Genomic DNA, 18,381 nt, shown 5'->3' on the forward strand with positions numbered 1-18,381 from the left:
TGAGCATAGATAAATTTATCTATGCTCACATAAATTAAAAATCAGAGGTACGATAGTATGTTCAAAGAATGGTTATATTTCAAACAAGAATACGAAAAATATCACGATACCATGATGCTTGATGGATATTCGTGGAATGAGAATGGACTTTTGATTGACTTGCGATCACTAAGCGATAAGAAATATCAAATTCATTTCCACTTAAATGTTGAGATTGCGAAGTTTGAATATAATTTAGGAAGTGATTTAGTTACTCAAGATATGGACGATGATTATATACAGCAATCAGGAGCGACCCCACCGTGTATTGGATTTTATATAACCGATGAATCGGATTTAGCACATCGAGCGAAAGAAGTAGATATGTTTCAGTCGAATGCATATGAAAACAAAGAGTACCTTCATTATATTATGACAACAGAGGATTTTCGTATTGATATTGTTAGCACAGTACCGCCTAATATAAATTCGATAGATTGATATGAAAGCAGCACAATATGCAAAATATTTTATACGTACAATACTACTTATGGCCTTTATTGCGTTAGTGTTGACTGCAATTCATATACTCACACCGAAAATTGATGTGTCCTCTTTTGTCGGTGTTCATTGGGATATTGATCATCCAAAGGAGATTTCATATTCCTTTGATAGGGAAGACTTGGTTCAAGAAATTTTGAGGCTGAAACCTAACGCAGATACGGAAGATGTTGAAGAGTTTGCAAACTCTATTCAAATGGAAGTGGAAATAGTCGATTGGATAGAAGATGCAGAAAATCCATATCGAAAGGAGATTTGTATGCGTGTCACTCAGTACGATAAGAAATTGCAACGAAAAGTTGGAATTGAGTTTTACGAGACTGTTAGGACGTTGATTTGCTAAGGCTATATGCAATCCCATATCTAGCAATAAATGATTATTTTACAGCCACCGGAGAATTTTCTCCGGTGGCTGTTCTTTTACTTCCATTCACTCGTCACCTGTGCAACAATCTTCCTATGCTTTTCGTTCAGCACCGTGCCGCCCAAAAGCTGCTGCACAAAATCCCGACCTTTCCTTTTCTCAATCTCTTGCAGCATTTTGATGGACTTTGCGAATATTATCAGAGAACTATGCTGTGGACTATCTTTCTACGGCCAACCATGATATACTGGTAACAGAGGACGGTAGCTTTACGCAGCGTTATGTGTACGATGAGAACAGCACCCGAATCTCCGCAGAGTATGGCTATGCAGCTGGCACGAAGCGCGGCGAGGGCGGCGAAAACCTGCAAAGTGACTTTGCAGCAAACGATGTACGCAAGGTATGGTATCGCACTAGCCACCTTGGCAGTACGCTGTTTGCTGTAGACGAAAACGGCAAGGTGATCTCGCACACGATCTATGACCCGTGGGGCAATCCGCTGACCGAAACTTACACAGATACGAATTTCAGCGGTATTGATAACTCTAACAATTACACCGGCTACACTTGGGACGAAGTGCTTGACCTGTATTTCGCGCAGAATCGTTTCTACGACCCTGCCGACCACAGGTTCACGCAGGAAGACCCCATCAAGGACGGCGAGAATTGGTATGGGTATTGCGGGAATAATGTGGTTAATTATTCTGATTGGGCTGGACTTGCATCATCGAATACGCGATATGTTGCTACTGATAATGTCTATATGCGTAGTGGCGCAGGTACATCATATAATGTTCTCGCGACATTGCAATATAATACTGCTGTTACATATTTAAACGAGAAGAAAAACAATAACAATTATAATTGGGCTAAAGTTCAATATAAAGGTAAAACGGGTTGGATTGTAGATAAGTATCTAAAAACAAGCAAACGCCCCAGCATATCTGCTACAATTGATTCGGTAGCTCAAAAATTTGGTTTTGAATACTCGTATGGTGGACAATATTTTTATTCTTCTGAATATGGTTGGCAGCGGACATTTGGCTATATGGACCTTTTCGACAAGTATATGAATATTGTTCCAGGTATCAATATTAATTTTTTGTCCTGTATATTCCAATATAACAACAAAACATGGCGTGTGGAATGTTGGAAGGGCGAATATGGTCCTACTGCTGGCGGCGAAGTTGGTCTATATGTTTTAGATGGTACGATGTCACTTAGTCAATATTTTCAAAAGATGCGATGCGATGGTGCAGTGTTTACTGGAACAGAAGCATTTGATAAATTGTTTTCCATGATAAAAAATACTGAACCGTTATCTAAAAATGTTGCATGGTATCGAGCAGCGTATTCTAGCGAATACATTGGTATGAGCATTGCATTTAGAGAAGTGGTACAGAAGAAAAATGGCGGTGATTCGTATACTACCAGTGCTTTTGCTTCCCGTTCCTCGTCGGGGCATTGGTGGCTAACAGTCTTCAAACTTAATTCTGTCAAGAAAGAAAATATTATTATGGATGTTACACTAACATTCCCCAATAGTACAATGCGTAGTGCTTACGATGAGAAACTTTATTGGAAAAGTAAGTATGGCGGATATAAAATTATGAATCGTAAGTCGAATAACAAAGTGGAATCTTTTTCGTGGAGGTGAATTTATTCTTGAAGAAGGTGCTTTTATTGCTGTTATCTACTTTAGTAGGAATATTATCGGGATGTTCTGCCGGTAAACTATCGGTTCCTTCGGGAATATTGGCAACTGACCAAACCGTGGCCGATGAGTATATGACGGATAATTCCTTCTTGACTGCAAGATATGGTTCAGATTACACAGTCACATTTGTTGGCGGAAGCGGTGAGGGTGAAGTCAATCAATCAGGTAAATCGGGTATTATGTCGTTTCAATACATGATAAATGATACGGATTTATATGATGTAGAGGTTGTCAAAGAAAAACATGACGCATGGAAAGTGAAAGGTTTACTTTTAGAATCTACAACTTATTCGTGCGATGAATTAAGTTTTTCGTTCTCTCTGTGTTCCACAGAAAACTATTATGAAGCTAATGGAAACCTCAACATAAATGATACTTCTATACCCGTAATAGTGAGTGTTAATTGTAGCCTTATGACAGTTGAAAATGCTGAATTACGGCAACAATATGAAAAGGCATGGGAACAATTTTCTGTTACTGATGTAGAGAATATGAGTTCGGCAGAGCGTCAACAATGGGATGATCGTGAAAAGGCTTGCACGATGTTTACCTGTTCGGTTGAACCACAATTTGATTCGTTTACAGCCGTCATAAATTCTGATTATGCAGACTTTTTTGATAATACTGTAAACACATTACATTTTCACGAAATTGAACCATAATATTCGACTTTTTAAGCAAACAGCCACCAGAGAATTTTCTCCGGTGGCTGTTCTTTTACTCCAATCCGCTCGTCACCTGCGCGACAATCTTCCTATGCTTTTCGTTCAGAACCGTGCCGTCCAAAAGCTGCTGCACGAAATCCCGACCTTTCATTTTCTCAATCTCCTGCAGCATTTTGATGGACTTTGCGCTTGCTATCAAAGAACTATAAAAAACTCAGCCAATGCTTGCATTGGCTGAGTAGGTGTTTGTTTTTTCAATTATTCCTAGACTTCGGCATTAAGGTCATTTCCATGGCAGTGGGATTTTCGGAACGGAAGTCTGATTTAGAGAAGTTAACTGGATTGATCTGATATTCCTGCCCGTTGATCAGTGCATGGGAATTGTTTCTCTCGATAAACGTACCAAGCACTCGGAATACTCCCGTTTCTCCAGAAAGAGCGCGTTCGTATGTGCTCTTTGGCATTTTTATAGTAATCTCGCCTTCAGGCTTGGAAACGTAATAAGTCATTGCACATACTCTCGTTTCCTTATTCAGACGTTCATCTTTGACCAGAATCTGAATGGGATATCCTGCAAGCACAGACTTTTGATCGGTTTGAGAGCAGTAGGTATAGTAACTTACTGTCTTGGTCACGATTTCCTCACCGCAGGTGTCCAACAGGTTCTGATAGTCTGCGCTATACTTTCCGTAAGACGGATAATAAATATAATGAGGATCATACGCTGACAGAACGACGCTCTTAATTCCCTCATCACCTGCCGCACGATAATCAATATCACTGGGGCCGATTTTATCGCTGGTGGAGGGCGTTGTCGGCGCCGTGGGTTCCGTAGGCGTTACGGGATTTGTCGGCTCAGTCGGTGTCGTGGGTTTCGTGGTATTACCCGCGTTATCCTCTTCACCGTAACCTACAGTCGTCAGAATGTCGACTCGATTGGTTGCGAGATCGAACTTGACGCCGATGTTCATATCCTTACAAAGATCACGCAGCTTGTAATAGTTGTTATCGGAGATGTTGTATCCTGTGTAATCAGCCTTATTTCCATCCTTAAATACGGATGCCTTCGATTCCTTGGCAGTTTTCACTGCGCTAGAAGGAAGCGCCATTTCGCCGCCAACAACGGTGTATGCCTTGTTGGTCGTGAGATCGATCCGCTTATTCGTCTCATTCCAAGACACTTCAAACTGTTTTGTGCTTCCGTTGACCATCGCCGCAACATCCCTGAGTTTGAAGTAATTGTTATTGTTAATCATGTAAGCGGCGCCGTTAACCTTTGTGCCGTCTACATAGATTGTATTCTTGGTCGGGGTTGCGTTCACCGCGCCAGCACTCGTGAGAAGCGCAGCGCTAACAACGCCAATCATAAACATAGTGCGTTTGTTCATATTCTTTGGTCCTTTCTTTTCACGAATGAATCATCTTCGACTCCCTCAAGCTCCAATGATCCATATAAGGTGGGTTTGCTGTAATTACCTATACGTCCTTGTGACTGCCGATGTATACGCTGTAGCTCGCGCCATCCCATGCAACAGCCTGATCGAGTGCATTTGCAACGGCACGAACCGGCAGATAGGTCGTGCCCTTGTAAAGCAGCACGTCAACCGTCTTGCCGTTGACGTCGGTCGGAACAATCGGCTTGTCGTTCACATAGACCTTAACCCCGGTTTCAACAGCCAGCTTTTCCATTCGACGTTTCGCATTATACTCGCCCGAGGCCTTGCCGCCCAGAATGGACGACTGCGAGTTGGCGATAGCTTTCAGCTTGGAAAGTGCGATTTCCGGTGCAGGAGCCAGATTGCTAAGGGTATTATTCTGATGTCCATCCGTATTGTAGCTGCTAAATGTTACCCGATATTCCTTTGCAGAGTAATGCAGTTTGCCGAATTCTTTCCAATCGTTTTCTGTATCAATTACTTCACCAGTGAACAAGTCCGTATCCCATACTCTTACCGACTCATAATTCCAATCTTCATAGTGCCAGATGCCTTTCGTCTGCCACTGACCATTCACTACAGTCTCTATCCGCTCCATTGAATATGCTTTATTATTTCCTGCTAAATCACCATTGCTCATCCATACTAAATAATACTTTCCGTTTTGAGAAGCTATGGGCAGCACTCGCGGGAAATTACGAGAATCATTCTGTGTAAAGATAAACGGCACTTCATCTTCTACCAGTTTTACCGCAGAAGACCCATTCCACGAGTAAACCATATATTTGCTGGATGCATTTGTGCCATGCTTATCCCACTGATCAGCCGGAATCTTATCCTTCGTATTGCAAACACAAAGCAGTTCTTCGTTTCCGTCCCCATCAAAATCGATGAGCATCGCCGTCACCAGACCGCTGACGATACTGCCGCTGACAGCGCGCTTGCCGTACTTACTCTGCAGCTGCTCGATCACCGAAACATACGCTTTCGCACGGTTTACCGCATTCTGATCCACCTTATGCTCACCGAGATACGCACTGGACGTCGTTCCGTCCCACGCAATCGGCACATTGAGCGCCGCAGATACCGCGCGAATCGGCAGATAAGTCGTACCATTATACAGCATTGGCTCTACCGAATTGCCATTTGCGTCACCCGGATTGAGCTTCTGGTCATCCACATAAACCGTAACACCACGCTCTACGGTAATGTTCTTCTGTGTCAGCGCGGACGCAAACGGCATACTCATCACCAGTGCTGCACCCAGCAGGCTAGCAGTCAGCCGCTTGCCGAATATTTTCATCGTTTGATTTTCATGCTCGTTCATACTTTTTCTCCCCTTTTATATTTTGAATGCTAATGGAAACCATGATAACCTGATTATACCACAGTTTCCGACTATTTACTATTCTCATTGCATTCAATACATGGATAGGATATAATGAATTTACATTGACACGAAACAAGATAAGGGGTATGAAAATGAAAAAAAGACTTATTGATGAATCAGCTGTTTTAAGGTCTTTAATAACCTGCTTTTTTTCCTGAAATTCAGGCATAACCTGCCGGATCATGGAGGCTGCCAGTTCCAGTTTAGATTCTTTTTTCTGCCACATACGATAGCCAGGAGGACCGGAAAGGAAATATTATGTTACAAAAATTATATGTTTTTTTCAGGAAAGAAACCGTTTTGTCAATTGCAGTGATCCTGGCGCTTCTTTCTATGTTCTGGGTCAGACCGGATAAGGCTTATTTTACTTATATCGATTTCAGGACTCTCTGGCTCCTCTTCTGCTTGATGGCAATTGTAGCTGGTTTGAAGGCTGTTGGTGTTTTTGATATACTTGCCAAAAAATTGCTGATGGGAACATCGGGAACTGTGGGTGTGATCAGGCTGTTGGTACTCTTATGTTTCTTCCTGTCAATGGTGATCACCAATGATGTGGCATTGATTACTTTTGTTCCTCTTGCACTGATCATTGTGCATAAAATGCCAAAGGAACTGGGCAATTACTGGCTTCTTAAAATAGTAGCCATGCAGACAATCGCTGCTAATCTCGGAAGCATGCTCACACCAATCGGAAATCCGCAGAACCTTTATCTATATGCCAGAGCAGGGATGTCCGCGGCAGAATTAATAACCCTGATGCTTCCCTATTCCGCCACAGCACTTATCCTTCTTCTGATATGGATACAGGCAGCCGCTGCCAAAGCACCTCACGTATGCGGTTCCGAAAAAGATAAAACTCTTTTGGGATTCTCTGACAGAAAAGAACTTAACATGGAATACCTGGCCGCTTACCTGATCTTATTTACAATCTGCCTGCTCACTGTTGCACGTATCATTCCATACCAGATTCCTCTTGTAGTGGTTCTTATATATATGCTGCTAAGAAACAGGGAAAATATAAGCAGGGTGGATTACTCCCTGCTTGCCACCTTTATCGCATTATTTATTTTTATCGGCAACCTTGGAAGGATTCCGCAATTCAGCAGTTTTCTGGAAAGAATCATGGCAGGAAGGGAAACACTTACTGCTGTTCTTGCCAGTCAGATTATGAGCAATGTTCCCGCTGCGCTTCTTTTATCCGGCTTTACAGATAATTACCGGGCTTTAATTGTCGGAACCAATATTGGAGGTCTCGGCACTCTGATTGCATCCATGGCAAGCCTGATAAGTTTCAAATATATTGCAAAAGAAAACAGGAATCTGAGAGGGAGGTATTTGGGAATATTCACAGCCTCCAATATTATATTCATGATATTCATGTTAATATTGTATTTTTTTCTTAGATAAAGGTTTTCCCGGAATTACGAAAGTTATAGCAATTCTTTCTTCGCAAAAAATTCTCCGCGGCACTCTCCCATCCTGGAAGAAAAGCCGCGGAGAAATAAATATATTTTCGGTGCCAATACAAAGATCATTAATCTTTACACCACTTTGCTTTTTCCAATGAAAAGATCGGAGATTACTATACAGAAAAGCGACAGGCAATGGTATCCAGTATTTTTCTTGGCGAGGATAGATTAGATGGTTACGAAAGTGGAGATAGAAGCTCATGCGTATAGCGAATTTATTTGGGTAAGGTTTCTGCAAAAAAATCACTAAGCGATATATCCAGTGCCTCGCAGATACGCTCTATGGTATCCACACTTAGCTGATTACCGCGTTTCTTAGCAGTGCGGATTGTGGCTTCGGACAAATCACATATTTTAGAGAGCTGACAAAGGGTAAGTCCGCGTTCGTCAGCAAGTTCCTGCACACGGCTAATAGTATTCAAGTCAAGGACCTCCTCTGAGGTTAATTGGAAATTAGTTCAGTACACGGCCTACAATAGAAAATCTAACTAATGGAGATACGAGCTTCGGCTCGTATTTTTTATTGTACGAAATCAGAACAGACTGCATATGGAGTGTGCCGTCACTGTCAGTAAAATCGTAACGTTCGGCTTCACAAGGTTCCTGCTCATCATACATCTTGATGTAGCCGTCGCCGTCATACATAAAGATGCCGACCTCGCCTGGGGACAGTTCACTGCATTCCTGAATCCATGCGATTTGACCATCGTGATAAACCGGCTCCATACTATCGCCGCAGACACGAACACCAAAATCAGCACGATCAGGAACTGCACTCTTTGGGAAAGAGATAGTTTCAAAATTCCCTTCATCGAGGAATGTACCGGTACCAGCCGAAACGGAAAGAGTGCTGATCGGCATATCAATGCATTCCTCTTCATAGGAGTGCTTGGCAACGACTCTGTATTTTCCGGTAGCTATCAAATCGTCACGATACTCGCGCAGCTTTCGCAATCCTTCTGGGTTCAGCTGTGCGGCAGCGCGCGTGAAGAAGGAGATATTTTCGTCTATGCCTAGAGCCTGCATAACGGCAATAAACTGATAGATGTTCGGAACAGAAGCTCCGGTTTCCCATTTGCTGATAGAAGCGTTGGTTATAGATATACCATAGATTTCAAGCAGTATACGCAGATCGGTCAGACTCATTTTATTTGCAGCACGGAAATCTGCAATTTTTTTACCGATGATATTATCTTCCCTTTCAGAAACAGCATTATAGCCGGTATTGAAATCTTTGAAGTTGATAATCTTGCTGGAACGGTTAGCCTTTTTCATGGTCTGTTCCTCCCTCTGTGTTTATGCTTATATTATATAAGTCGGAAAGAGCAGTGTCAAGAAAGAATTGAATAAAACGATACAAATGCACGATTGACATATCGCATAACGAAATGATATGCTTAAAGCACAGAAAGCGAGGTGAGTGGCAATGAGTGCTGACCGTGCGATACTGCATAGTGATATGAACTCGTTCTACGCATCGGTTGAAATGATGCTTGATCCCAAACTGCGAGGCAAAGCGGTTGCAGTGTGTGGATCAACAGAGAACCGGCATGGAATCGTTTTGGCAAAGTCAGAGCTTGCAAAGCGAGCTGGGGTCAAAACCGGCATGGTAAACTGGGAGGCAAAGCAGCGATGTAAAGACCTGATTCTTGTTCCGCCGCAGTATGACCAGTATTTGAAGTATTCAAAGCTGGCACATGAGATCTATTACCGTTACACCGATTTGGTGGAGCCGTTTGGAATGGACGAATGCTGGCTGGATGTGACCGGCTGCGAGATATATGGCAAACCATTGGAGATCGCAGAGGAGATCCGGCAGTCGGTGAAGGAAGAACTGGGGCTGGCGGTGAGTATCGGCGTATCGTTCAATAAGATATTTGCCAAGCTGGGCAGTGATCTGAAAAAGCCAGATGCAATTACCGTAATCACAAAGCAGAACTTCAAGGAGAACATTTGGCCACTGGCCGCATCAGAGCTGCTCTATGTAGGCAGCGCCACAACGAAGAAGCTGGCCAGCTACGGTATCAAGACAATCGGTGATCTGGCTGCAACGGAGCCGAGCACGCTGAAATATATGTTCGGCATCAATGGCCTGAAACTCTGGCGATATGCAAACGGTACGGACGAGTCTCGCGTGATGCAGAAGGATTTTGTCAGTCCGGTCAAGTCAATAGGGCATGGCATTACCTGTACGGCTGACCTTGATAACGAGGAAGAAGTACTTCATGTGCTGCTGGAATTAAGCCAGGATGTTGGCCACCGCTTGCGCGTGCATGGGCTGGCAGCTACCGGCGTTCAGATTTTTGTGCGAAACAAGAGCCTTTACAGTACCCAGTATCAGTACAAACTGCCGTTCAAAACGCAGCTGCCCTCTGAAATAGCCGCAGCAGGCTTCCAGCTATTCAAAGAGCATTATATATGGACTGAAAAAGTTCGCGCAATCACCATTCGCGCAATCGACCTGATACCTCAGACAACAGAAGAGCAGCTTTCACTGATGGTCGATTATGAGCGGCGAGATCGCAGAGTGCGGCTGGAGGATGCGATCGAAGATCTGCGTCGTCGTTTCGGCAAAAAATCTCTAACGTATGCTGGCCTGCTTGGCAATCTGAAGATGCCGGATGATGGACGCGATAGCGTAAAAATGCCGGGACTGATGTATCAATAGGAAAAAGATAAATCTTTGGAGTAAAGACTATGGAACAGACAGTAAATTGGGAAAAGGTCTATGTAGACACCCTGGTGCGCCATACGAAGGATGGCGGCAGCATACCGCTATCTATCAAGTTCTCCGATGGCAAGACCTATGAGATCGACCAGGTGTTAGACAGAAAGAGAGCCGCCGCGAGTAAAGTCGGAGGAACCGGCATACGGTATTCCATCCGGATCGGACAGCATCGTACATTTCTCTTTGAAGATGAAGGCCTGTGGTTTGTAGAAGCCAAAACCCTTCATGTGTAGGAGGTGCCGGCTATGCCCTACCTGACGGTTCAAGAAATCGAGACGATTGCCGAACGCATCGTGCGGGCATATCACCGGTACTGTGCTCAGCAGAATCGAAAATTAACGAGAATCGACCCTGAAATTGTGACAAGCAATGTGCTGGGCCTCCAGATCGCATATCATAAATTATCGCGGTTTGGGCATGTGCTGGGCCTGACTTGTATGCTTCCGGTTGCGATTCAAGTGTTTGATGATGTTGAGCACCCGGTATATGCGCCCTTGGATGGTAGGACGGTTTTCGTTGACGAGAGTTTGAGAAGCGAGAACGCAAATATCGGGCGTCACAATTTCACGCTGATGCACGAAGCCTGCCACCTGGTATACGGAATGCTGTATCCAGAAACCTATTTAGGCGTTCAGCTGCGCAGAGTCTATTACAGCCTGCGTTTTGCACCACGAAACGTGACGCCAGACTGGGAAGAATGGCGTACCAATATGCTGGCTTCAGCAGTGCTGATGCCCAAAGACCTGATCCTGCAGTATATGCGGGAGTATGGCTTAGGAAAGAAAATGCGTATGGTCAATCGAATATTTGCGGCAAGGCAGTATGAAGCATTTTCGCAGATTGCAGATAAGATGGGGGTCTCTAAAACGGCGCTGGCAATTCGAATGAAGCAGCTGGGTCTGGTAGATCGAAACGACCTGAATAATCCGTACAGTTTAATCGATATTTGCTGTGATGAAACAGATAGATAGATTCTCAGAGGAGGTATTTCAATATGGCAAGACTTGATGTAAAGACGCAGGACCCGGAACGCTATGCGCAGGTGAAGGCGGAGCAGGAAGAACTGAAACTTCAGTTCAGCATGGCGGCTTTCGGCACTAGCGTTGCGCGGCTCTGCCCATACTGTGAGCATAAGATCGAGATTTTGTATCGGGGGGAACATGGCCCTTCAAGGGCAAAATGCCCGAACTGCGGCGAGGAAGTAGTGTTTCCGCCGATTGCGTTCCGGCTGCATACCGCATAAACGGATTGAATTGAATATGGAGTAACAAGATTGTGCCCCGGAGCCACTTGATGTGCTGACTTCCATTGCGCCACTTGATTTGCAACCTGTGCTTTAGAAAGCATGGTTCGATCATTGTGGCGTAGGTTAGCAGATCAAGTGGCTTTTTTGCGCTCATTTGGTTCCAGAAAGGAACGAAATGCGCGTTTTTTATTGGCTGGCGTTGATCGCCGCATATCCGTAATCTTCTTTGATTTTTCAAAAAAATTCAAAGGAGATTGCAGGATGAAAACGACTGTGCTGGTCTATATTGACCGAGAGAATACAAGTATGGGTATGCGAATTGCCTCTCAGGAGGAATTCACACGGATACTGATGAAGAATAAGGAACTGCCTTTACAGGAACGCCGGCTGTTTACCAAGGATGTAATTGCTGATACGGATGGATTGGATGTCATGTACATCGAAACAGGCTTGCCGGATTATCAGAAGTGGAACAGCAAGCAAACTTACAGAAACAAAATTCAGAATGAAAAAAGAAAGCATAAGTTTCTGTCTACAGACACGCTTTGTGCAAACGAAGATGCAGGCGATTTGACTGACTTTGTTGCAGATAGCTTTTGCGTAGAGAAGGCTGTTGTTGAGAAAGAAACTATGCGCCAGCTGCGTGCCGCGCTTGAAAACTGGAAGCCATGGGCGAATGAGGTTCTCAGATTCTATTTGAATGGCAGAAAACATAAGGCATGCAGCTATTTAAGGGAAAAATATGATATTCCGGAACATCAGGCAAGATACCGCGTAAAGCTGTTTGAAAAATTTATTTTGAATTTTTTCAAAAATGATTATCAGTTTTTGGACTCGAAGGTTGTAGTTGATTAGTGAGAGGACAAATTTGAGGAGGGTCGATATGAATACTTACAAGAGAAGTCCCATCTTGCGCGGAGATATTCTCTATGCCGAGCTGGGTGCGGCGGCTGGCTCTGAGCAGGCTGGCTTTCGTCCAGTAGTTGTCATTCAGAATGATGTTGGTAATCACTATAGTCCGACGGTTATTGTTGCACCGCTGACCAGCAATATCAGAAAAAATATTTTGCCGACTCATGTGCATGTAGGTCGAGAGAGTGGTGTACGCCCCTCTCTGGTTTTACTGGAACAGCTGCGGACGGTCGATAAGTGCAGACTGGGAGATAAGATTGGCCATGTAAGCAAAAGCGTTATGCACCAGATTGATGCAGCAGCGGCTATCAGTCTTGGTTTGCGCTCGTTGCAGAAAGACAAGGTGTGACGATGAATGTCGAATTGAATGCCTTTGTGGTATTTGATGACTGGCAGGCTGTTGTAAACCGTACTGTGGCGAATTACTTCGATTCGCTTGGCTTTGAACATTTGGATCAGGTTCTGGATATGCGCGTCTTTGATCTGCTGAATATGAACCTGCTCGATGCAGTACGAGTCGAGGAAATTATCGTTTACCTGTATCGCAGTCTGAATCCGAATATCACAGTAGACGAGGCGATGTACTGCGGGGCAATGAATCAGTGCTTCGACTACACCGGCTGGAGAAAGATTCACAGACAGCTTGAAAAGATTACAGTCAGGGATTTAGTCCTTACGGAGAACATCAACCTCAGAGCGATTCAACACTTTTATGATGCTATCCGAAAGAAGTTTTTCAAGTCGAGAGAATATGACTGGTGTGAATACCGTTACACAAATTATCAGGACTATGCGGAGAAACGAACAGCAGGAGGTAAAAGAAAATGAATAGAGAAGAAAAAAACAACCTGGTTCCCGTATGGGAACGGCCAACAATCACGCTGGAAGAAGCTGCTGCCTATACCGGCATTGGTGTCAGAAAGCTGAGAGAAATGACGGACGAGCCGACCTGCGATTATGTCATGTGGGTTGGCAACAGGCGAATGATTAAGCGCCGGAAACTGGACGAGTATCTGGAGAACGCATACTCCGTCTAATGCAACTGTGTGATTTGCTTCCGACCACTGCATTTATACATTGGGAAAACGGGACGTCATTGTTTATGCTATTCCCGTAAGAGAAATTTGATGAAGGAAGGGAAAAACAATGGTATCAAAGAAGAAAGTCAAATCAAAGAACGGCGTTCGCTTTGACAGTAAGCATATCAGGCTACGCACAGGCGAAAGTGAAAAAGATAATGGCACCTATGTTTACCGCTGGACGGATAAAGTCGGAAAACGCCATGCAGTATATGCTCCCACGCTGGCTGATTTGCGAGAGCAGGAAGAACAGATCATCGTAGACCGGCATGACGGTATTAAAACGAATGTGAAGAACATCACCGTAAATGACCTCTTTGACCTGTGGGTTCAGGTGAAAAGAGGCGTTAAAGACAGTACGATGAAGAACTACATTTATATGTATGAGATGTTCGTGAAGCCAACTTTCGGAAAGAAAAAGCTGACACAGGTTAAGAAATCAGATGTACGCCGGTTCTACAATCAGCTTGTTGATGAGCGCATCTTGAAAATCTCTACTTTGGACGGCATTCATAACGTGCTCCATCAGGTCTTTGCAATCGCTGTCGATGATGATATGATCCGGAATAATCCGACCGACAATATGCTGCGTGAGCTGAAATCGGCACATGGTCACGAGGTGGAAAAGCGAAAGGCGTTGACCGTTGAGCAGGAAAGGATCTTCCTTGAATATCTCAGGAATTCGCCGCGCTACAATCACTGGTATCCGGTCTTTTATATCATGGCAAACACCGGGATGCGTGTTGGCGAGATTACCGGCCTGCGCTGGTGTGATGTGGATTTCAAGACAGGACTTATCAACGTGAACCATACTCTGGTCTATTACAATCATCGTGATGAGCATGGCTGCTATTTCTCTATCAATACGCCAAAAACCAAGGCTGGTATCCGCGAAATTCCAATGACAGAGGGCGTTGTCGAAGCATTTAAGATGGAGAAAGAGTATCAAGAAGAAAATAATATCATTAGTGTCAGCCATATCGAAGGTTATTCTGATTTTATCTTCGTCAACCGATTCGGAGAGGTACAGCATCAGGGAACACTGAATAAGGCACTGCGCAGAATCATGCGCGATTGTAATGGCGAAATCCTTGAAAACAATGACATTGACGATGAGCCGGTGCTCCTCCCATGTTTCAGCTGTCATGTACTGCGGCATACTTTTGCAACGCGTATGTGCGAGTCTGGACTGAATGTAAAGGTCGTACAATCAGTGCTAGGCCATGCGGATGTAACCACCACTCTCCAGATTTATGTTACGGTGTCGAACGAAATGAAAAAGAGGGAGATTTTAACCTACAGTAACTATATCCGGACGGGAGAGCGACAGGTACAAAATATATAAGCACAAAACGGGATCTGCCAGGACGATGAAAAATCGCCTGACAGGTCCCTTTTTCAAATTCGCACATTTCTCATATTGAATTTTTTCGTCTATACTGAATCTCGTTAAAGGAAAGCGAGGTGGGAAAATGAAAAACAGCCTGGAAATTATGTTCCCAGAGGTCGCAAAACAGTGGTCAACGCACAATTTTCCTTTGCTGCCGAAGGATGTCAGCTATGGTTCCAATAAAAAGGTTTGGTGGCGTGGAGAGTGCGGACACGAATGGCAGGCAAGTCCTCATAGCCGAACCGGAAAAAATTCTCCCGGTTGTCCGTACTGTTCCGGAAACCGTGTGCTTGCCGGTTTTAATGACCTTGCATCGAGGTTTCCGGAGATCGCGGCAGAATGGTCGGAGAAGAATTATCCCCTAAGACCAGACGAGGTAACAGCATTCAGCAATAAGAAAGCGTGGTGGAAAGGAAAATGCGGGCATGAATGGTATGCTCTGATTTCCAGCAGATCGGATGGGCATGGCTGTCCCTACTGCGAGGATCATAAACTACTGAAAGGCTTTAACGACTTTGCTTCACAGTACCCGCAGCTTGCTAAGGAGTGGTCAGAGAAGAACAAGGTCGGAGCAGATGCAGTTACATCAAGCAAGGCGGGGCTTTTCTGGTGGCATTGCCCATCCTGCGGAGGAGAGTACAGCGCGTGGATTTCATCAAGAATGGATGGCAGCAGATGCCCGTACTGCGCTGGACGAGTGGTAGAAGAAAACCTGAACAGCCTGTCAAAGACCCACCCGGCAATAGCAGCAGAGTGGAATTGCGAGAAGAACGGAACAATTACACCAGATCAGGTTTCGGCCTTGTCAAAGCAGGAATACTGGTGGAAAAGCAGCTGCGGTCATGAATGGAAAGCAAAAATCTATAATCGAACGGTGCGAAAAGTGCCATGTCCAAAGTGCGAGCAGGAATTTGTTTATGTACTCCCTCAATTACTTGTCATGCTGTATACAGGACAAAACCATTTGAAAGTGGAGTTCGACACAGATGACTTGACGGGAATCCGCATGGAAATGTATATCCCGGAGTTGAATCTGGCTATCGAAGAAAGAAGTACCGATGAGCAGAATCATGAGCAGAAGGTTAAGAGGTATATTTGCGAGCTGCAAGATGTTCGCTATATCCTGTATAAGCCATTCAAGTCGGCAGAAGATGCGGCAGCATTTATCCGAACGATTTTGAGAGAGCATCATGTACATATTAAGACAACTGCGGCAGACGATATCTCGTTGTGCAGGGAGAAATATAACTTGCTGAAGAGGAGAAAATTAAGATGACAGATGATATGAGATTGTTGTTGCGGATTCTTTTGGAACAAGAGCTGAGGGAGGCAGAACCAGAAATGCAGCACCCCAGAAAGGAACGGGCAGCAGAGCGGGAGGATGGAATCGATTATGCCCCGGCTGAGAGCAGAGGAAAAACGAAAAGAATGAAAGATACCATGAAGGAGGAGCGGGCTGAGGATTTTAGGCAAGCGAGAAGCGATATGCATTCCGCTCATGAAAATGTCGCTTACAACATGAAGAAGGTTCCAATCTGGGAGAAATACGCTTTGTCATTATCCGAAGCAGCTGAATACTTTCACATCGGTACAAGAAGACTTCGACAGATCATTGCGAAGGATAAGTACGCCAAGTATCTGATCTGGAACGGCGGACGGGTATTCTTCAAACGAAAAATGTTTGAAGAATATTTGAATAATGCGGTTCAGCTGTTTAGTAATAACAACACTGAATCGTGAGGTGCTGAAATGGCCAGGGAACGAAGAGATAATAAGGGACGTCTGCTTCTGACCGGAGAAGCTCAGATCAGAAACGGCAGCTATACATTCCGATATACGGACGAGAACGGGGTTCGCAAAAGCATAACCAACTGGAAGCTGCTCCCGGAAGATCAGCCGCCCAAAGGGGATACCAATCCGGAATGTTTGCGTGACATGGAGAACAGGATTACCGACCGGCGCACAAAAGCAATGCCTAAGAAGACGAAAACGGTCAATGCGTTTTGGCAAGAATATATTTCTATGAAATGCGAGATTGCGGAAACAACGCTGGTCCGGTACATTTATCTTTATAACAAGCATGTAAAGAACGAGTGGGGAAAAGACCAATCCAATCTGTTCGATATTCTGATGTGAAGCGGTTCTATATCAGCAGGCTCAAACATGGCTTGAGCCTTTCTACGCTTGGAAATCTGAACAATGTAATTCATCCGGTGTTCGAGCTGGCCTGTCGAGAACATTATATCGCCGCTAATCCGGTTGATGGTGTTTATCAGGAGTTCAAAAAAAGAAAGGACTGGGAGCCGAAACACAGAGATGCCTTAACCGAGGAAGAACAGGATAGATTGCTTTCTTACGTTGCTCATACGCTGGATTATCGTGAACTGCTTCCTGTTTTGACCGTATTTCTCGGAACCGGTATTCGCTCCGGTGAACTTGCGGGCCTTACCTGGGATGATATTGACTTCAAAAAGAATACGATCAGCATCAATCATACGATGAACTATACTGCTACCCTGGACGGAACGTGTAAGTACACTGTGACTGTGCCGAAGAGTAATACGGGAAAGCGGGAAATCCCCATGCTGACAGAAGTAAGGGACACGCTGCTGGCGCTGTATGAAAGAAGAAATGATTTCAATGCAGATAATCAGATTGTCGTTGATGGCTATATGAATTTCGCCTTTCGTGATCTGTATGGTCGCGTTTACTCGAATCATCGCATCAACCGTCAGCTTAAAAGAATTACGGCGAAATATAATCAGGAGGAACACGCCGAGGCAGAACAAGAAGGCCGAGAGGAAAATCCTCTTCCCCCGATCACATGTCATATGTTGCGGCATACATTCTGTACGAGGATGATTCTGGGCGGAATAGACTTGAAAACAGTTCAGATTATCATGGGGCACGCAGATGCCGAAACAACCATGCGCGTTTATGCAAGCGTGACCAAAGCGCAATCCCAGAATGAGATGATGCGAATGGAGGGAAAGATGAAGCTGAAGTAGAATTATGCAACTCAAATCCTGTTTGAGGACACTTGGTTTTTCTGCTACCAATGATATATTTGCGGAAAATGCGTGGTATTTCAGAAATGCACTTGTCCGTGCAAACTATACGAACCTGCAGAAAGGTATTCACGAAACAACGGAGTATCTGGAAGTGTTTTTCAGAAATCTGCTTTTGAACGAGAAGAATGAGCTTCATAATCGCAATCTACATATAAGTGGACTTTTGAATGAAGAAAAAGTGGATATGGGAAATGCGAAAGTGGATATTGAGAATGAAAAAGTGGACATTGAAAGCGTGCTTTCCGAGAAAGGCAGTAATTTCTCAGTAAAAACGACGGTTCATATTCATAGACTCTTTTGTGAATGCTACCCTAATAGTTGGCCACGGGAGATGCGGGAGGTTTGACGGTTACGTTATAATTTGAAAAATACGA

At 44.3% G+C, this 18,381-nt stretch carries 23 protein-coding genes; 19 read left to right on the forward strand and 4 right to left on the reverse strand.

Annotated features, from left to right (window positions below; all coding sequences use genetic code 11):
• Nucleotides 1-57: 57 nt before the first annotated feature.
• The 4 genes from DW088_RS08235 to DW088_RS08250 all read left to right on the forward strand — a co-directional run bounded on the left by DW088_RS08235 (nt 58) and on the right by DW088_RS08250 (nt 3,283).
• On the forward strand, nt 58-480 hold the full coding sequence (locus DW088_RS08235) for a hypothetical protein (protein ID WP_117492822.1): 423 nt from the start codon (nt 58-60) through the stop codon (nt 478-480).
• A 1-nt stretch (nt 481) separates the two neighbouring features.
• A complete protein-coding gene (locus DW088_RS08240; RefSeq protein WP_117492824.1) occupies nt 482-883 on the forward strand; it encodes a hypothetical protein in 402 nt (133 codons plus the stop codon).
• Nucleotides 884-1,118: 235 nt separating this feature from the next.
• The gene (locus DW088_RS08245) at nt 1,119-2,561 is read left to right on the forward strand and encodes a DUF4474 domain-containing protein (RefSeq protein ID WP_158574642.1); all 1,443 of its coding nucleotides are present in this window, start codon (nt 1,119-1,121) and stop codon (nt 2,559-2,561) included.
• 8 nt (nt 2,562-2,569) lie between these two features.
• Nucleotides 2,570-3,283 (forward strand): hypothetical protein, encoded by a 714-nt coding sequence (locus tag DW088_RS08250; RefSeq protein WP_110436382.1) that lies wholly within the window; start codon nt 2,570-2,572, stop codon nt 3,281-3,283.
• Nucleotides 3,284-3,540: 257 nt separating this feature from the next.
• On the opposite strand, the gene DW088_RS08255 is transcribed toward DW088_RS08250, so the two are convergent.
• Together DW088_RS08255 and DW088_RS08260 are read right to left on the reverse strand one after the other, a co-directional pair.
• Nucleotides 3,541-4,674, reverse strand: a complete 1,134-nt coding sequence (locus DW088_RS08255; protein ID WP_118360359.1) for a hypothetical protein — start codon at nt 4,672-4,674, stop codon at nt 3,541-3,543.
• Nucleotides 4,675-4,762: 88 nt separating this feature from the next.
• Entirely contained in the window at nt 4,763-6,049 is a 1,287-nt protein-coding gene (locus DW088_RS08260; protein WP_110436384.1) for a stalk domain-containing protein, read from the reverse strand.
• Nucleotides 6,050-6,370: 321 nt separating this feature from the next.
• Between DW088_RS08260 and DW088_RS08270 the strand changes: the two genes are divergently transcribed.
• Nucleotides 6,371-7,519 carry an SLC13 family permease gene (locus DW088_RS08270; protein WP_110436386.1) on the forward strand — a complete coding sequence of 383 codons (1,149 nt, stop codon included), beginning with the start codon at nt 6,371-6,373 and terminating at the stop codon, nt 7,517-7,519.
• A gap of 277 nt (nt 7,520-7,796) precedes the next feature.
• On the opposite strand, the gene DW088_RS08275 is transcribed toward DW088_RS08270, so the two are convergent.
• Both DW088_RS08275 and DW088_RS08280 read right to left on the reverse strand, forming a co-directional pair.
• Complete coding sequence (locus DW088_RS08275; protein ID WP_110436387.1) at nt 7,797-8,003, reverse strand: helix-turn-helix domain-containing protein; 207 nt, start codon at nt 8,001-8,003, stop codon at nt 7,797-7,799.
• A 31-nt stretch (nt 8,004-8,034) separates the two neighbouring features.
• Nucleotides 8,035-8,856 carry an XRE family transcriptional regulator gene (locus DW088_RS08280; protein WP_110436388.1) on the reverse strand — a complete coding sequence of 274 codons (822 nt, stop codon included), beginning with the start codon at nt 8,854-8,856 and terminating at the stop codon, nt 8,035-8,037.
• A gap of 151 nt (nt 8,857-9,007) precedes the next feature.
• Between DW088_RS08280 and DW088_RS08285 the strand changes: the two genes are divergently transcribed.
• From DW088_RS08285 to DW088_RS08350, 14 genes are all read left to right on the forward strand, one after another.
• Nucleotides 9,008-10,249, forward strand: coding sequence for a DNA polymerase Y family protein (locus DW088_RS08285; protein WP_118360360.1), 1,242 nt, complete (start codon nt 9,008-9,010; stop codon nt 10,247-10,249).
• Nucleotides 10,250-10,278: 29 nt separating this feature from the next.
• A complete protein-coding gene (locus DW088_RS08290; RefSeq protein WP_118285412.1) occupies nt 10,279-10,542 on the forward strand; it encodes a hypothetical protein in 264 nt (87 codons plus the stop codon).
• A gap of 12 nt (nt 10,543-10,554) precedes the next feature.
• Nucleotides 10,555-11,280: an ImmA/IrrE family metallo-endopeptidase gene (locus DW088_RS08295; protein ID WP_118285411.1), complete on the forward strand. Its 726-nt coding sequence runs from the start codon at nt 10,555-10,557 to the stop codon at nt 11,278-11,280.
• 23 nt (nt 11,281-11,303) lie between these two features.
• Nucleotides 11,304-11,552 (forward strand): hypothetical protein, encoded by a 249-nt coding sequence (locus DW088_RS08300; RefSeq protein WP_118360361.1) that lies wholly within the window; start codon nt 11,304-11,306, stop codon nt 11,550-11,552.
• Between the two features lie 264 nt (nt 11,553-11,816).
• Nucleotides 11,817-12,410 carry a hypothetical protein gene (locus DW088_RS08305; RefSeq protein ID WP_118360362.1) on the forward strand — a complete coding sequence of 198 codons (594 nt, stop codon included), beginning with the start codon at nt 11,817-11,819 and terminating at the stop codon, nt 12,408-12,410.
• A gap of 28 nt (nt 12,411-12,438) precedes the next feature.
• Nucleotides 12,439-12,816 carry a type II toxin-antitoxin system PemK/MazF family toxin gene (locus DW088_RS08310; RefSeq protein ID WP_118360363.1) on the forward strand — a complete coding sequence of 126 codons (378 nt, stop codon included), beginning with the start codon at nt 12,439-12,441 and terminating at the stop codon, nt 12,814-12,816.
• On the forward strand, nt 12,813-13,295 hold the full coding sequence (locus tag DW088_RS08315; RefSeq protein ID WP_147356556.1) for a hypothetical protein: 483 nt from the start codon (nt 12,813-12,815) through the stop codon (nt 13,293-13,295). The genes DW088_RS08310 and DW088_RS08315 overlap by 4 nt, the downstream gene beginning before the upstream one ends.
• Nucleotides 13,292-13,504 carry an excisionase gene (locus DW088_RS08320; RefSeq protein WP_118360365.1) on the forward strand — a complete coding sequence of 71 codons (213 nt, stop codon included), beginning with the start codon at nt 13,292-13,294 and terminating at the stop codon, nt 13,502-13,504. The genes DW088_RS08315 and DW088_RS08320 overlap by 4 nt, the downstream gene beginning before the upstream one ends.
• 109 nt (nt 13,505-13,613) lie before the next feature.
• Nucleotides 13,614-14,891: a tyrosine-type recombinase/integrase gene (locus DW088_RS08325; protein WP_110436397.1), complete on the forward strand. Its 1,278-nt coding sequence runs from the start codon at nt 13,614-13,616 to the stop codon at nt 14,889-14,891.
• Between the two features lie 127 nt (nt 14,892-15,018).
• The gene (locus DW088_RS08330) at nt 15,019-16,212 is read left to right on the forward strand and encodes a zinc-ribbon domain-containing protein (protein WP_118360366.1); all 1,194 of its coding nucleotides are present in this window, start codon (nt 15,019-15,021) and stop codon (nt 16,210-16,212) included.
• Nucleotides 16,209-16,676 carry an excisionase gene (locus DW088_RS08335; protein WP_118360367.1) on the forward strand — a complete coding sequence of 156 codons (468 nt, stop codon included), beginning with the start codon at nt 16,209-16,211 and terminating at the stop codon, nt 16,674-16,676. Before DW088_RS08330 ends, DW088_RS08335 begins: the two co-directional genes overlap by 4 nt.
• Before the next feature lie 9 nt (nt 16,677-16,685).
• The gene (locus DW088_RS08340; protein ID WP_118360368.1) at nt 16,686-17,072 is read left to right on the forward strand and encodes an integrase DNA-binding domain-containing protein; all 387 of its coding nucleotides are present in this window, start codon (nt 16,686-16,688) and stop codon (nt 17,070-17,072) included.
• 32 nt (nt 17,073-17,104) lie between these two features.
• Entirely contained in the window at nt 17,105-17,944 is an 840-nt protein-coding gene (locus tag DW088_RS08345) for a tyrosine-type recombinase/integrase (RefSeq protein WP_158574643.1), read from the forward strand.
• Between the two features lie 4 nt (nt 17,945-17,948).
• Nucleotides 17,949-18,353 carry a hypothetical protein gene (locus tag DW088_RS08350; protein WP_442861180.1) on the forward strand — a complete coding sequence of 135 codons (405 nt, stop codon included), beginning with the start codon at nt 17,949-17,951 and terminating at the stop codon, nt 18,351-18,353.
• The last annotated feature ends 28 nt before the right edge of the window (nt 18,354-18,381 follow it).

Source organism: Butyricicoccus sp. AM05-1, from assembly GCF_003474415.1.
GTDB lineage: Bacteria > Bacillota > Clostridia > Oscillospirales > Butyricicoccaceae > Agathobaculum > Agathobaculum butyriciproducens.